We start from the raw sequence: 15657 nt of genomic DNA on the forward strand, positions 1-15657 counted from the left end.
GATCTTTGCTAGCTTTCCTCAACTGGCATTTCTTTATTTCTCATATTTTGAAACGAAATGAGCATTCAAACGTATAAAAAAAGAATATATTCAAGATGGTATTCTTGTATGTGAATGTTTGGCGAGTAAGTAAAGCAATTTGATCATTTTGGAGGTTATTTAATTGGATAAAGAAGGTAAGCAAGTAACGAAATCGAAGTTTTACAAAATAGGGTTGGGTTTCTTGATCGTTTCCCTCCTGACTTGGATCATTCCTGTAATAGCTCCCTTTACGCCTTTTTCGACTGCGGTGAAAGCTGGGGTCATAACAGGGGCGATCGTATTTGCAGAAGTCATGTTTTGGGTAGGTGCGCTATTGGTTGGGAAAGAAGTGGCTGCAAAATACAAAGGTTATTTAAACCCGAAAAATTGGAGAAAAGAAAAAGAGTGAAGCAACGGAGCTACTGAATTTTCCGGGCCTAGGAAGGAAAGGAGGGACGAACGATGGAAACGGAGATGTTGAAAGTATTCGATGATGATCGCAATCAAATCGGCGTGGCTGCGCGTGAAGAGGTACATAGACTGGGACATTGGCATGAGGTTTTTCATTGTTGGTTCGTTAGCAGGGAAGCGGGCGTGGAATATCTATATCTTCAACATCGTTGTGCAATGAAAAAAGATTATCCGAACCTATTGGATATTACGGCTGCCGGTCATTTGCTGGCTCATGAAACGGTATATGACGGAGTAAGGGAGATAAAAGAGGAAATAGGCATTGATGTTTCCTTTGACGAGTTGGTTCCATTGGGGATTATTGAATACCAACAAGCAAAAGAGCATTTCATCGACAAAGAATTAGCAAACGTCTTTCTATATGTAAGTACACATCACTTCGATGATTTCATCCTGCAGCAAGAAGAGGTTTCCGGGTTGGTTAAAGTCGTACTGAATGATTTCGAGGAGCTTTGGACCGAAGCGAAGGAAAAAGTGAATATCCAGGGATTTGAAATAAAACAAGAAGACAAAAGAATGATGATCGATCGCTATGTAGGGCGAGATGAGTTTGTGCCGCATGATCGTTCCTATTATGTAAGCATCATTAGATTGATCAGAGAAAACTTATCTAAGCCGCCAAGTGCTAAGTGAAAGTGAAGCCCCAACGAAACAATACGAGTTTTGTTAGGGCTTTTCTCTTTATTTGATACTCATCCATTTAAGTATATCGACCTGTGCTTATTCCAGCCAAAGGTGGCCTATTGGCTCGTTTTGACTCCACGTGAGACGTAAATTCCCTTCATTTATCTCTTACTTATACTGAATTTCTCATGGGGATAACGACTTTGTCCGTCCGTTGATTTTGATGATAAAACGAGACATACCAGACTGTAAGAGTTGTAAAAGGATGAAAGGTAAAGGAGTTTCTGCCGATCTTCATGAATTGGGGAATTTATCACTTGTAAGAATATTACAAAATTGTAATATGAACAGTGTACAAATTTTTGTTAAGGGGATGAGTGAAACAATGAAAAAAAAGGTTTTGTGCATTTCATTTTTTGTAGCTTTTTTAGTTCTATTTGGCTCCCTGGATTCTTTTGCCAGCAAAGCATCGGCAGAAACCCACACTTATGATGGAAAAAGTCCTTACTATAATAATTGTGCGAACAGTGCAGTGACGAAGAAGTCTGTGAAAATTAATGCCAACGGTGCTTCTGCCAATTTGGAGTTGAAATTCAGCACAACTTGCAAAACGGCTTGGGCAAAGATCACTTTAAGCAGGCCAGCTAAATCGGATGGGGAGGCAACGGCATTGGTTGTCCGCAATACTGATAATAAGCAATTCAGTTGTGCATCTCCTGGTGGAAATGGTGAAATAAATAAAGGTCAAACGACATGCTACACCCCTATGGTATATGATTTAGATCCTCGAAAAGCAAAAGCAGTCGCATTTTGGCCTTATACAGCAGGTGAAACAGGCTGGTATTAATGATAAAGGAAAAGCCTTCTCTATGTTATTCGAAGAAAGGATGAATGACTTGAATAATAAGCTTAAAATGATAGGTTTATCCATAATGATGACTATGTCGATATTCATTCTCGATTTTTTCGTAATTGGGAATGAACAAGCATTGGCAGAAACTCATACTTATGATGGAAAAAGCCCTACCTATAATAATTGTGCAAGCTCGGCTGTAACGAAGGATAAAAAATGGATCGATTCCGTTTCATACGTAGAATTGAAATTCAGTACGACCTGTAAAACAGCCTGGGCGAAAGTCACCGTTACCCGTCCGGCCGTATATAATCATGATGCGGATGCGAGAATCATCCGCAGTACTGATGGTAAGGCCTATACGTGTGCAAGTTCCGGTGGAAATGGTGTTGTGAATAAGGGGCAGACCTCGTGTTATACACCAATGGTATATGACTTCGATCCTCGCAAAGCACAGGCCCAAGGGATACATGCGATCCCTAATAGTGATGCATATAAAAAAGCGGTGACCATTTGGTTCTAGAAGTAGTGATTTTTTGCAAGCATCCGAATGATCGGATGCTTTTTTTAGTCATGAAGTAATGTAAAGTTGTCTTGGCCGGATAGTAAATGCATCATATTCATTTATCGCTTCCATTTTGTGCTTCCAATTGAAGGAGATATTGCTTCATATCCGTTCCTCCGCGGTAACCGGTTATGGATCCATTCTTACCGATTACCCGATGGCATGGTACCGTGATCAGAACAGGATTGGCGCCAATGGCCGTTCCGACAGCCCGAACAGCTGTAGGCCGTTGGATGATTCTTGCAATATCGGAATATGAACAGGTTTCCCCATAGGGTATTTGATTCAATGCGTCCCAAATTTCCTGTTGAAAGGAAGTTCCATTTACATCATTGGCAAAAGAGAAAGTTTGCCGGGTTCCTTCAAAATACTCTTGCACTTCCTTTAGATACGGTTTTAATGCCCCTTCATTTTCAACAAGTCTCGCTATAGGGAAGCGTTTTTGTATCCAAGCTTTCAGTTCCTCATACGATTGACCTGGTGAACCTACGTAACAAAGTCCCTTATCTGTCTTGGCCATATATAATTGCCAATTCTCATAATGTAAAATGGCCCAGTCAATGGTTTGTTCTTTAGCACTCATCTTGTTCGCTCTCCTTCCTTACGTTCTGAATATAATCTTTCCGGTATCCCATTGGTGTCTCGCCCATTTTCTTTTTGAATAACGTTATGAAATAGGGTGTGCTCGAGAAACCTACAGCCAATCCTATTTCTGCTACAGGCTGTTCGGAGCTTTCAAGAAGTCTCGTTGCTTTTTCAAGACGAAGGCGTTGAATGTATTCAGTGGGCGATATCCCCTTCACACGCTTAAATATTCTTTGTAAATGGTATGGGCTGCCGTGTGAAATATCCGCCAATTTGTTCAATGAGAGGGGCTCGCTGAAATGTTTGTCAATCCATTCTGTTATTTGTTCAATCCAGTCCTCTGTCGGCAGGATCAATCCTTCGGGTTTACACCGTTTACAAGGCCGGAAATCCTCATCCAAGGCCATCATGGCATTTTTGAAAATCTTCACATTTTCCTTTTTCGGCACCCTGGATTTACAGGAAGGCCTGCAAAAAATGCCTGTTGTTTTCACTCCATATAAAAAATGATCATCATACGCTGCATCACAATCTATAATCGCCTTCCAATAATCATTCGGAATGTCTGCCTTTTTCGAAATCATTACATTCACCTCTCCTTTTAGTATACAAGAAAGTGTTGATATGCAATCGTTTCAATAATATAAAAGCAAGATAACGTAATTATTTTGCATATGGATTGGCATGAAAAATCTGTTAAAATTAGGGAGTTAATTGGAATACGCGGGATGAAGCGATAATCCCTTTATTTCTGCAAAAATGAGTGAAAGAGCAAGATAACGTAATTATTCCTTGATTAGAATAAAGGGAGCATGACAAAGGAGGCGCGCGCAAGATGAAAGAGATATTATCAATAGAAGAAAGCAATGAATGGAGAATTCATACACCCAAAGAGTTTAGTTTTTCGGAAAACCTTAAATACTTGGCTCGATCCTCCAATGAATGTCTGTTCGATATTGAAGATCAAAAGATATATCGCGCCTTGGATGTAGAAAATGAGACGCTTATAGTGGCAATCAGTGCAGAGAACGAAACGGAGCTGTCCGTTCGACTTCCAGGCAGGAATGAAGCAATGGAAAAACATATTAAAGACGCTGTATCCCAATACATTCGCGACTGGTTCGATCTTGACACAAATTTGCTGCCTTTTTATGAGCTAGCCGAAAATGACCCTATACTGAAAAGGCCAGTAAACCAATTCTTCGGTCTAAGGAACATGGGCATTCCAGATCTATTCGAAGCTATTGCCTGGGGAATTCTTGGACAGTAGATTAACTTGTCTTACGCCTATACCTTGAAAAGGAGGCTTGTTGAGGGATTTGGTGAATTTGTAGAATATGAAGGAAAGCAATATTGGCTGTTTCCAACACCAGAGGTGATAGCGGAATTAACGGTAGAAGATTTTACCAAGATGAGAATGACCGTGAAGAAGTGCGAATATTTAATTGGAGTGGCTCAACTTATCGTGCAAGGAGAACTTACGAAAGAAAAGCTGTTGAATGCAAAGGATGTGAAAGTGGCTGAAAAAATGCTGACCAAAATACGTGGAATTGGTCCGTGGACAGCGAATTATGTACTGATGAGGTGTTTACGTTATCCAGCAGCCTTTCCAATCGATGACGTCGGGCTGCATAATTCAATGAAGCTGGTCATGGAGACGGAAGTGAAACCTACAAAAGCGGAAATTCTGAAGCGATCGGAAGCGTGGGCCGATTGGGAGGCATACGCAACATTCTATTTATGGAGATTGCTATACTGAAGTGCTTCTTTGATATAACAGTGGACTTCGTCGATATATTTTAATTTTCGAAGATATAACTGAAGGTTTCGTCGATATATTTCATTTTTCGGAGATATATTGCCACTATTCATTATTCCTGGCAGCCCAAACAACTTAGGTCCATATATCATACCTTATATCATTCAATCATATAGGGGTGAATGACCATGTATATGTACCCAACGTATCATTATGAAGATCAAGCTTATCTTGAACGACAGTTTCCGGGCATACCTGGATTTCCGGGCATACCTGGATTTCCTGGCCCACCGGGACAACCGCAATATTCGCAAGCACCAACAGCTCCCCCGCCAGCGTTTATCCCTCAACAACAACAGGCTTCAACATTTGCTGTAGATCCAGGGGCGATTTCGTTTTGTTTATTCAGGAATACGTTCATCTGGCTGAATAATGGGGCGAGTTTTTGGTATTACCCGATTTTTGTCGGCCCGCGGTCCGTTGCAGGCTTTAGATGGAATGGCAGGTTCTGGACGATTTTTGGCATCGATACAAGACAAATCAGATCTTTTAGCTGCTTTTGAAAAAATGCTCAAAACAAATTTACCGAATTAATACAAGAAACTTTTATAAATGAACAAATAGAAAGGGCGTGTTTTGAAAAAAGATTCTTCAAAACATGCCCTTAAACCATGTAATGGGATTACTCTATAAAAAACAAGAATTAAAAATGATTTAATGAAATCAAAAAGTGAGCTACGCATAGGATGGCCGACTAGTAGAATAGAGCTTAGGGTGTAATGGACCTGCTTTGATAAATCAACTATCTTTTATAGTTTTTGCAATGGCTAAAAAAACGATTATGACAAAAATACCTATTAAACCTAATATAGTAATGATACTGGACAATAGATTTAAATCCTTTCTGTTCGTTATTACCTCCAATTATGTCTAAATATCACCATATTAATCCAACTTTATGCTGATGCTTTATAAATAAACTACAGTTCTAATGAACAATGAACTAAGAGGATGGAGAAAATGATTTTAGGCGAAATGTAAAAACGGGACTGCAACAGGAAGTTATGTGATTAATTGGTATCCGTATTATTACAATGTTCAATATTTAATAGAAATGGTAAAATCATTATGCTCCTATAAAATTAAGTATGTGAAAATGAATATAGAGGACTGTGGAATATGAGGAAAATATCGCTGGAAACCAAGATTCTCGGGTTAGTCTTATCGTTGAGCCTTTTTTTGATCCTCTTATTGACGACCTCTTTTTCCTATATGGAAGGAAGACAAATAGCGAAGGATAAAGGCCATTTAGCTTTGGGGCTCTCAAAAACGATTAGCTTCATGCCTACAGTTATCGAGGCTTTTGAAACTGAAGATCCTGCTGACACCATTCAGCCGATTGTCGAAAAGATCCGCAGGGAAACAGGGGCTGAGTTCATTGTAGTAGGGAATAAAGAGGGCATTCGTTATTCCCATCCGTTGGCTTCAGAAATAGGGAAGCGGATGGAAGGCGGAGATAATAGCAGGGCGCTTTCTGGCGGCGAATATTATGTTTCCGAAGCTGCAGGATCACTAGGTCTTTCCATTCGGGGGAAGTCACCGATTTTCAATAAGGATGGAAAAATCATTGGAATCGTCTCAGTCGGTTTTTTAGTGGACGACGTCCGTGCCCAAATTTTCAAGGATCTGTCGAAAGAGATGATTGTATCTTTAGCCGCCATCATGATATCGATCATTGGCAGTTATATGCTGGCAAGGAGCATACGTAAAGATACATTAGGACTTGAGCCATTTGAAATTGCTAATTTATATAAAGAAAAAAATGCAGTACTGCATTCGGTGAAAGAAGGAATTTTGGCCATTGACCAAAATGGGTTGATTACATCGATGAATCAACCAGCGAAAAAATTGCTGGATATAAAAGAGTCCGTTCGCCATTTGAATGTGGATGATCTATTTCCTTCGAAATATTTATTCGAAGTTTTAAGGTCTGGTGAACCACAAATGGATAAAGAGATTTCATGGAAAGATAAGTCCATTATCGTTAATTGCACACCAATCTTCGACAGTGAAGGGGTAAGCGGTGTTGTCGCTTCATTCCGCGATCGAACGGAAATTGAAGAAATGGTCAACACACTATCCGAGGTGAAGATGCATTCAGAGGATTTGAGGGCACAAACCCATGAATTTACCAATAAGCTATATGTATTATCAGGTTTAATACAGTTAGAGGAATATGATGAAGCAATAGATATGATCCAAAGTGAAACATCTGAATTGCATTCCCTGAACCGTGTCGTATTCGAACAGATTAAGGATACAAAGGTACAAGCCCTGTTACTTGGTAAGATAGGCAAAGCATCGGAAAAGAAAATCATCTTTGAAATCGACGCACAAAGCTACTTAGAGAAACTCCCAGATCATATAAAATTGTCACAGCTTACATTGATTCTTGGCAATATTATCGATAATGCGCTTGAAGCGGTTTCGGGCACGGATGAGCCGCTCGTGAAATTTTTCGCAACCGATATAGGAAACGACATGGTATTTGAAGTGAGTGACAATGGAAAAGGAATACATGAGGATGATATCGCCTATGTTTTTGATCGGGGTTTCACATCGAAGAACAATGGAAGTCCGAGTGGATATGGACTTTCAAATGCCGATCAGGTCGTAAAAGAGCTGGGTGGCATCATCGAAGTTCAAAGCGAGGCTGGAAACACGATATTCACCGTGTATCTCCCTAAAGAACCGAGAGGAGGAAAATAATGCTGAAGATAAGAGTGGTTATCGCAGAGGATGATTTTCGTGTAGCGGATATCCATGAAAAATTCCTGCAAAACTTTGATGAAATAGAAGTGGTCGGAAAAGCAGTCAATGCCAAAAAGACGCTTCGGATCTTGGAGCAAAAAAGCCCTGATTTGCTATTGCTTGATGTATATATGCCAGATCAGCTTGGGACAGACCTCCTTCCGGACATCCGTCAAAAGTTCCCGAACGTGGATATCATCATGATTACGGCAGCCACAGAAAAAGAACAACTTGAAAAGTCGCTTCACTACGGTGTAGAGAATTATTTAATTAAACCAGTGGAAATGAAACGCTTCAACCAGGTTATCGAAGAGTACCTTAAGAAAGCCCATCTGATGCAATCGAAACAAGAAATAGATCAGGATTTTGTTGATCTTATTTTGAAAAAGGGGTCTTCGGCTTCGGAAACGAAGAACAGTGGTCCCGTCTTACCGAAAGGGGTCGATGAAATCACTTTAACGAAAGTGATTGAGGTTCTAAAAGCAAGCGATATAGGTTTGTCTGCAGAGCAAGTGAGTGTACAAATCGGCGCTTCCAGGACAACCGCGAGACGCTATTTGGAATACTTGATATCCGTAAAGAAATGTAAAGCGGAAGTCGTATACGGGGTAGTGGGAAGACCGGAGCGAAGATATTATAAAATTCCATAAAGAGTCTTGTTTAAGTAAAACACCTTCCTAACTGGAGGTGTTTTTTCATGGGGAATAACGGTGGAAATATGGAATCGGAGTTTTGCCGTTATGTTCCTTTTGAAGATGTATTCAACTGCCTGCATCAATGGCTATAATCAGTGTGTAGTTCCGTTTAGATAACAGCATTCCACCCCTGTAATGATAAGAGTGAAAGCGTCTCCGTGAACACAATGAACACAATTAACAAAATAGTTTTAAAACACAATAAATTGAAAACGCTTACAGATAAAGCGATTTCATATACAATTTAGAAAATTAGAAATTGAGGAGTGATCATATGCTCGCTTTATTAGGATACTTGATGATAGTAGTTTTTATGATATTAATTATGACAGGGCGACTTTCAGCCATGATAGCTTTGATTGCAGTACCAAGTGCCTTTGCACTTATTGGTGGGTTTGGCGGTAAAATGGGCGAAATGGCTTTGGAAGGAATCAAAGATGTGGCGCCAACGGGTATCATGATTTTATTTGCGATCCTTTTCTTTGGCATTTTGATAGATGCTGGCGTTTTTGACCCGATCATTAATACAATCCTTAAGGTTGTAAAAGGCGATCCAGTCAAAATTGCCATCGGCACGGCAGTACTGGCTTTGCTGATTTCCTTGGATGGAGATGGTACGACTACTTATATGATAACGATTTCAGCCATGCTTCCGCTATATAAACGGATTGGAATGAGACCGCTAGTATTGGCCGGTATTGCTGTTTCGTCATCTGGAGTCATGAATCTACTTCCTTGGGGAGGCCCGACAGCACGGGTGATGACCGCTTTAAAACTTGATATGTCCGATGTTTTCACACCTGTCATTCCTGCGATGATTGGCGGAGTCCTATTCGTCTTGTTCATGGCATATTGCCTGGGTAAAAAAGAAAGAAAGAGAATTGGGATCATAGAAGTCGATTATCGTACTGTGGCACAGCACGCGGCTGCAACGGAAGATGCTTATCTTAAGCGTCCTAAATTGATCATATTCAATTACGCATTGACTCTTACACTGCTGGTTGCGCTGATTATGGAACTTATGCCTTCAGCAGTTCTTTTCATGATAGGTTTTGCCATTGCCATTACGGTTAATTATCCGAAACTCAGTGATCAAAAAGAGCGTGTGGCAAACTATGCGGACAATGCTTTATCTGTCATTTCGATGATTTTTGCTGCAGGTGTCTTCACTGGAATCCTTGCTGGTACGGAAATGGTCGATGCCATGGCAAACTCTTTGATTCAGCACATTCCAGATCAAATGGGTGCACATTTTGCTGTCATCACAGCCATCATCTCAGCACCTTTCACGTTCTTCATGTCTAATGACGCATTTTATTATGGAGTGCTCCCATTACTTGCTAAAGCGGGAGCTGCATATGGAATTGATCCTGCCTTGATCGGTAGAGCTTCACTATTAGGGTTGCCCGTCCATCTATTAAGCCCTCTTGTTCCATCTACCTATCTATTGGTTGGAATGGTAGGGGAAGATTTCGGTGCATTGCAGCGCACTTTCCTGAAATGGGCATGCGGATCGACGCTTGTCATGATAGTGGTATCCGTCCTATTGGGAATCATCCCACTATAATAAAGTTCATTTAAGAGTCCCGTTCGTAACGTTACGAACGGGACTCTTTTCTTTTTCATTCATCATGGAATGAATAAAAATGGAAAAACGAGAAACATTATGTTTGTCTTCTCTTCAACGACAAAGTTAGCTTTTTCTTTTGTTGAATGCGGCTGGCACGTACATTAACATTAATGGAAACTATATTAATATGAAGGGAAGAGAGCAAATGGCTCACTTTAATATAAAAGTTGCAGTTCAAAAGTTCGGTAACTTTCTAAGTTCAATGGTCATGCCAAATATTTCAGCTTTCATAGCTTGGGGGTTAATCACTGCCCTATTCATACCATCTGGTTTCTTGCCAAATGAAAGCCTTGCCAAGATGGTTACACCAATGGTTACGTTTTTACTGCCGCTTTTAATTGGATATACAGGTGGTAAGTTAGTCCATGACCACCGAGGTGGCGTAGTGGGTGCCATTGCGACAATGGGTGTCATCGTTGGATCTGACATCCCGATGTTCCTTGGTGCGATGATAATGGGACCGTTTGGCGGTTATGTCATCAAGAAATTCGATCAACTGATTGAAGGGAAAATAAAAGCCGGCTTTGAAATGCTTGTTAATAATTTCTCGGCTGGGATACTTGGCGGCTTGCTGTCCATTCTATCCTTCTTGGCGATCGGGCCAGCTGTTAACGTATTTACTGGATGGCTTGTAGCAGGAGTTGATTGGCTTGTAGGTACAGGTTTACTGCCACTTACGAGTATCCTGATCGAGCCAGCTAAGGTATTGTTCTTGAACAATGCCATTAATCATGGTGTACTATCACCAATCGGTGTTGAGCAAGTTAAACAAACCGGTGCTTCCATCCTGTTTTTACTTGAATCGAATCCAGGACCTGGTATAGGCGTTCTGCTTGCTTATTGCTTTTTTGGAAAGGGCACTGCAAAGAGATCGGCGCCTGGAGCTGCCATCATTCATTTCTTTGGCGGTATCCATGAGATCTATTTCCCTTACATTCTAATGAAGCCGATGTTATTTTTAGCGGTCATTCTTGGAGGAATGAGCGGAGTTTTCACTTTGGTCCTTTTAGGCGGCGGATTATTCGCTCCGGCTTCACCAGGAAGCATTCTAGCTATTACAGCGGTAACTCCGCATAATGCGGGCGCATATATTGCGAACTTTGCAGGTGTGATCGTAGCGGCCCTTGTTTCATTCATCGTCGGTGCATTCATTTTGAAAACAGGAAAGCAGTCGGATGAGAATATTGAAGATGCCGCGAAAAAAATGCAAGAAATGAAAGGGAAGAAAAGCTCTGTTGCGGATGTATTCGCATCAGAACCAGGGAATTTGCCAACAAACGTCAGCAAAATCATATTTGCTTGTGATGCTGGGATGGGATCAAGTGCAATGGGAGCTTCCCTGCTTCGTAAGAAAGTGAAGGAAGCTGGCTTGAATATCGCAGTTACTAATACAGCGATCTCAAACCTTCCTGCTGATGCACAAATCGTCATTACACAGGAAGAGTTAACTCCGAGGGCACAGAATAAAGTGCCGAATGCTTATCATATTTCCGTCGATAACTTCTTATCAAGCCCTGAGTACGATTCATTGCTTGCACGTCTTCAGGATGACGGTACAGATGAGCTTCATGAGATTGTCGAAGATGCTGAAGAGAAAGTTCCAGGTGTTCGTGAACATTCCATTGAACCTGGCATCGAAGAAGATGAACAGGAAGATAATGAATTGCTTCGCGAAGAGAATGTCTTCCTTAATCAACATTTCGCCAATAAGGAAGAAGCAATCCGCTTTGCGGGAAGGGCTTTGTTCAATGCAGGTTACGTTAATGAAAGTTACATTGAAGCAATGATTGCACGTGATGAACTGACTTCAACCTATATGGGCAATGATGTAGCCATTCCACATGGTACCGAGGAAGCGAAGAAAGATGTCCTTAAATCTGGATTCACCGTTCTGCAGATTCCGGAAGGTGTCGACTTTGACGGCCAAAAGGCACGACTGATATTCGGTATTGCCGGCAAGGATGGGACGCATCTTGAAATACTTTCTGGCATTGCAGTTACCTGCTCTGATATGGAGAATATTGAAAAGATGGTTAAAGCCACATCAGCCAGGGAATTGATGAATATTATCAATGTAGAAAATAAATAAATACTCTTCACCTTGAATAGAAAAGCGTTTTACGCTTTTCTATTCAGTATTTTCTCGTGTTACTCCACCTGAAATGAGTTGGTAGCATGTATATTACTTCAAGGGAAAAATCAATCATAGAATTGATCATTAAAACTTCGGGAAAACATACGGCCATATCCATTGCGACACATCTGAATGTAAGTGTCCGGACGGTTCAACGTGATCTGAAGTCCATCGAAAAAATCCTGCAATCATTTGAGTTGCATTTAACACGCAATACACATGAAGGGCTATCCATCGATGGGAAGAATGAACAAATCTTTCGGCTTGTACAGCATCTGATGGGCAATCATCCCATCGATCAAACGCCACAAGAACGAAAGATGCATCTCCTTTTAGCTTTACTGCAGGAAGAATCATATAAAACGCAAGTTCTTGCGGGGCATCTCGGTATAAGCATTACGACTCTTACAACCTATTTGGACGAACTGACTGAATGGTTAAAGAATTTTAATATCGTGATTACCAGGAAAAGGGGAGTCGGAATTGAGCTTGCCGGCACTGAAGAAAATAAACGGAAAGCCCAGGCAGCCTATTTCTTGCACTTTTTTAATGAAGAGCTGATTGAAAGTTTATTTTTGTTGCAAGAGGGAAAGTTCCCAGAAGCGAAAATCCTCGACTATTTCGATCCAGAATATCTTCTGGCTATCGATGGGGTGCTGAACTCTACCTTTAATAGTGTCCATTCTCGTCTGGCTGATAGCGGGTATATAGGGTTAATTGTACATATTTATGTAACCCTGCAAAGGAATGAAAGCCAATTTTTTTTGGAGAAGGACTTCAAGAAAATAAGCGAACTTTCGGATGAGAATAATCTCATGAATAAAATAGGCAAGGAACTCAGCAACATTCTGGAAGTCTCTTTTACCATTGATGATATAAGCTACCTGGCAGCCATACTTAAAGGTTCCAAGCTTCATGCAGCCGATGCCGTTCCATATGACAGTGTGTTGCTGGGCCAGCTGATAAGAAACCTGATAAAAGATGTTTCGGCACAACTGCAAATCGACTTGACCAAGGATTTCCCGTTGTATCAAGGGCTTCTAGCCCATATGGAACCATCGCTTTTCCGGATTAAACAGGACATGGGATTGTACAATCCCTTAACCGAAGATATCAAACGAAAGTATCCGGTTCTCTTTTTGGCAGTAAAGACCAGTCTGGAAAAGGGATTCAAAGAAATTAAAGGTTTTCCTGAGGATGAAATAGCCTTCATCGTCCTTCATTTCGGATCTGCATTGGTGCTGCGGGAGGAAGAAATATCAATAAGGGCACTCATCGTTTGCCCGACAGGTATAGGTACCTCGAAGATGCTTGCAAGCCGGATCCAAAAAGAAATCATCGAAATCGAGACTGTAGAAATCAAGACGATCAAAGACATCCAGCAGCAGGGCAGTCTGAAAAACTATGATGTAATCATTTCTACCGTCCGGCTTCCGTATATCGATATGGATTATATCCTAGTATCCCCTCTTCTGAGTGAAGAGAATATATTGAACATCAGGAATTATTTAAGGAAGAATATCGAAAACTTCACGAAGAATAAGCGTTATAGCAGTCATTCAGCCAACAAGGATTTCCACCCGAAAAAAGAGGATGGCGAGTTAAAGGAAGTTCTGCAGGAATTGAAAGATGCCCAGCGTAGCATCGAGTCGATCATGGATAATTTCCGGTTTTATCGGCTGCCGCATCTGAAAGGACATCCAGAAATCATTAAAGAAATGGTCAGGATGGCTGAAAAGGAAGAACTGTTAAAGGGTGCGGATGATGTAATTAGATCCTTGAATGAACGGGAGAAAAAAGGTGGTTTAGGCATTCCAGGAACTGGAATGGGTCTATTTCACACTAGGCATAACAACGTAAAAGAATTGATATTCCAGGTAACTCACTTGGAGGAAGATTGTCTCGTAAAAGGTATGGACGGGAAAGACGTCCATATGAAGAACTTGCTGCTGATGCTTGCCCCTGAAGAATTGAGTGTGAAGCAGCAGGAAATCGTCAGCTTAATAAGTTCAAGCTTGATTGAAAGTAATGAATCGATCATGATTTTTTCATCTTCGGACGAAGAAATGATCAGCAGAAGATTGGAAACTGTATTTTTGGACTATTTATATACTAACTTGATAAAGGGATGATTGTAATGAAACAAGCAGTACATTTTGGTGCAGGAAACATTGGAAGAGGATTTATAGGAGCACTCTTTTCACAGTCTGGATATCATGTGACATTTGTAGATATTGCTGATCAAATCATCGATCAGTTAAATGATAAAAAGCAATATCAAGTCAAATTGGCAACTGATCAACAAGAATCCGTCACGGTAGAAAATGTTTCAGGCTTAAATAGCTTAAAGCAGGAAGAGGAAATCATAAAGGCCATTTCCGAAGCAACCTACCTTACCACGGCAATCGGACCGAATATTTTGCCCCATATCGCTCCCCTAATTGCAAAAGGATTGGCTTCAAGAGTGAAGGAAACCGATGAAAAGCTATATGTGATCGCTTGCGAAAACCAAATATCGGCAACGGACCTGTTAGAAGGATACATTCTAGAAAAACTGGATCAAGATACGAAAGAAAAACTAGCCGATAAAGTATACTTCTTTAACTCAGCAGTCGATCGTATCGTTCCTATCCAAAATAACGAGGGATCACTCGATGTTTTGGTCGAACCTTATTATGAATGGGTCGTTGAAACGAATGAAAGCATTCCTGCCGTTGAAGGGATGACCATTGTAAAAGAACTCGCTCCATTCATTGAGAGAAAACTGTTTACCGTTAATACAGGACATGCCGTCATTGCTTACCTCGGTTATCTCAAAAATAAAAAATCGACGATTGATCAGTCATTGGAGGACGCAGGCATTGTAGAGCAAGTCAAGAAAACCCTTGGGGAAACGGGCGCTTATTTAATAAAGCAATATGGGTTGGATGCCGATGAACATCAGCACTATATAGAAAAAATCATTAATCGATTTAAAAATTCTTATTTAAATGACTCAGTGAATAGAGTGGGCCGTTCACCGATGCGAAAGCTTGGACCGAACGACCGTCTCGTACGTCCCGCCGTAGAAGCGAAGAAAGCCGGACTTTCCTACACGAATTTGGCAAAGGCCATAGCAGCCGCATTGCTGTTTGATTTTAACGAAGATGAAGAAGCAGTTAAGCTGCAAGCAATGATCAAAGAAAAGGGTGTAGCTGCCGTTCTTAAGGAAGTTAGTGGATTGGACAAAAGCAGTGAAATAACAAAAGAGGTTGTCAATCATTACAATGCGTTGAAAAAATAAATAATTTAAGTTAAAAGCTCCTGAAATGAATTTTCAGGAGCTTTTAAACATAGGAAAATTGGTAAAAGGACTCATTGTGCTTACTATCGTGATCGAATGCGGTTAACAATGCTCAGAAGGAAATAATACAATACCAACTAAAAGTGTTTAATAATGAGGGATAATCAAGAAAAAAGTTGCATTTTAGGATTTACTTTAGGAATTTATGCATGTAAATAGAGGTTAT

At 40.7% G+C, this 15657-nt stretch carries 13 protein-coding genes and 1 pseudogene; 12 read left to right on the plus strand and 2 right to left on the minus strand.

Annotated features, from left to right (window positions below):
* Nucleotides 1–163: 163 nt before the first annotated feature.
* From ACQKMH_RS01645 to ACQKMH_RS01660, 4 genes are all read left to right on the plus strand, one after another.
* Nucleotides 164–430, plus strand: a complete 267-nt coding sequence (locus ACQKMH_RS01645) for a transporter suffix domain-containing protein (protein WP_427585785.1) — start codon at nt 164–166, stop codon at nt 428–430.
* Between the two features lie 53 nt (nt 431–483).
* Complete coding sequence (locus tag ACQKMH_RS01650) at nt 484–1125, plus strand: NUDIX hydrolase (RefSeq protein WP_427585786.1); 642 nt, start codon at nt 484–486, stop codon at nt 1123–1125.
* 376 nt (nt 1126–1501) lie between these two features.
* A complete protein-coding gene (locus ACQKMH_RS01655; RefSeq protein WP_427587478.1) occupies nt 1502–1963 on the plus strand; it encodes a DUF2690 domain-containing protein in 462 nt (153 codons plus the stop codon).
* An 85-nt stretch (nt 1964–2048) separates the two neighbouring features.
* Nucleotides 2049–2492, plus strand: a complete 444-nt coding sequence (locus ACQKMH_RS01660) for a DUF2690 domain-containing protein (protein WP_427587479.1) — start codon at nt 2049–2051, stop codon at nt 2490–2492.
* 97 nt (nt 2493–2589) lie between these two features.
* Here the strand turns inward: ACQKMH_RS01660 and ACQKMH_RS01665 are convergent, their stop codons facing one another.
* Both ACQKMH_RS01665 and ACQKMH_RS01670 read right to left on the minus strand, forming a co-directional pair.
* Nucleotides 2590–3117 carry a methylated-DNA--[protein]-cysteine S-methyltransferase gene (locus ACQKMH_RS01665; RefSeq protein ID WP_427585787.1) on the minus strand — a complete coding sequence of 176 codons (528 nt, stop codon included), beginning with the start codon at nt 3115–3117 and terminating at the stop codon, nt 2590–2592.
* A complete protein-coding gene (locus tag ACQKMH_RS01670) occupies nt 3107–3703 on the minus strand; it encodes a bifunctional transcriptional activator/DNA repair enzyme AdaA (RefSeq protein ID WP_427585788.1) in 597 nt (198 codons plus the stop codon). The genes ACQKMH_RS01665 and ACQKMH_RS01670 overlap by 11 nt, the downstream gene beginning before the upstream one ends.
* A 251-nt stretch (nt 3704–3954) precedes the next feature.
* Between ACQKMH_RS01670 and ACQKMH_RS01675 the strand changes: the two are divergent.
* The 8 genes and pseudogenes from ACQKMH_RS01675 to ACQKMH_RS01710 all read left to right on the plus strand — a co-directional run bounded on the left by ACQKMH_RS01675 (nt 3955) and on the right by ACQKMH_RS01710 (nt 15431).
* Nucleotides 3955–4878: pseudogene (locus ACQKMH_RS01675) on the plus strand (DNA-3-methyladenine glycosylase family protein).
* A 188-nt stretch (nt 4879–5066) separates the two neighbouring features.
* On the plus strand, nt 5067–5441 hold the full coding sequence (locus tag ACQKMH_RS01680; RefSeq protein WP_427585789.1) for a collagen-like protein: 375 nt from the start codon (nt 5067–5069) through the stop codon (nt 5439–5441).
* A gap of 616 nt (nt 5442–6057) precedes the next feature.
* Nucleotides 6058–7647: an ATP-binding protein gene (locus tag ACQKMH_RS01685; RefSeq protein WP_427585790.1), complete on the plus strand. Its 1590-nt coding sequence runs from the start codon at nt 6058–6060 to the stop codon at nt 7645–7647.
* A complete protein-coding gene (locus ACQKMH_RS01690; protein WP_427585791.1) occupies nt 7647–8339 on the plus strand; it encodes a response regulator in 693 nt (230 codons plus the stop codon). The genes ACQKMH_RS01685 and ACQKMH_RS01690 overlap by 1 nt, the downstream gene beginning before the upstream one ends.
* Nucleotides 8340–8658: 319 nt before the next feature.
* Nucleotides 8659–9951, plus strand: a complete 1293-nt coding sequence (locus tag ACQKMH_RS01695) for a CitMHS family transporter (protein WP_427585792.1) — start codon at nt 8659–8661, stop codon at nt 9949–9951.
* A 208-nt stretch (nt 9952–10159) separates the two neighbouring features.
* Nucleotides 10160–12103, plus strand: a complete 1944-nt coding sequence (locus tag ACQKMH_RS01700) for a PTS mannitol transporter subunit IICBA (protein WP_427585793.1) — start codon at nt 10160–10162, stop codon at nt 12101–12103.
* 86 nt (nt 12104–12189) lie between these two features.
* A complete protein-coding gene (locus ACQKMH_RS01705; protein WP_427585794.1) occupies nt 12190–14280 on the plus strand; it encodes a BglG family transcription antiterminator in 2091 nt (696 codons plus the stop codon).
* A gap of 5 nt (nt 14281–14285) precedes the next feature.
* A complete protein-coding gene (locus tag ACQKMH_RS01710; RefSeq protein WP_427585795.1) occupies nt 14286–15431 on the plus strand; it encodes a mannitol-1-phosphate 5-dehydrogenase in 1146 nt (381 codons plus the stop codon).
* The last annotated feature ends 226 nt before the right edge of the window (nt 15432–15657 follow it).

Origin of the sequence: Peribacillus sp. NPDC097895, from assembly GCF_050277555.1 — a bacterium.
Lineage (GTDB): Bacteria > Bacillota > Bacilli > Bacillales > DSM-1321 > Peribacillus.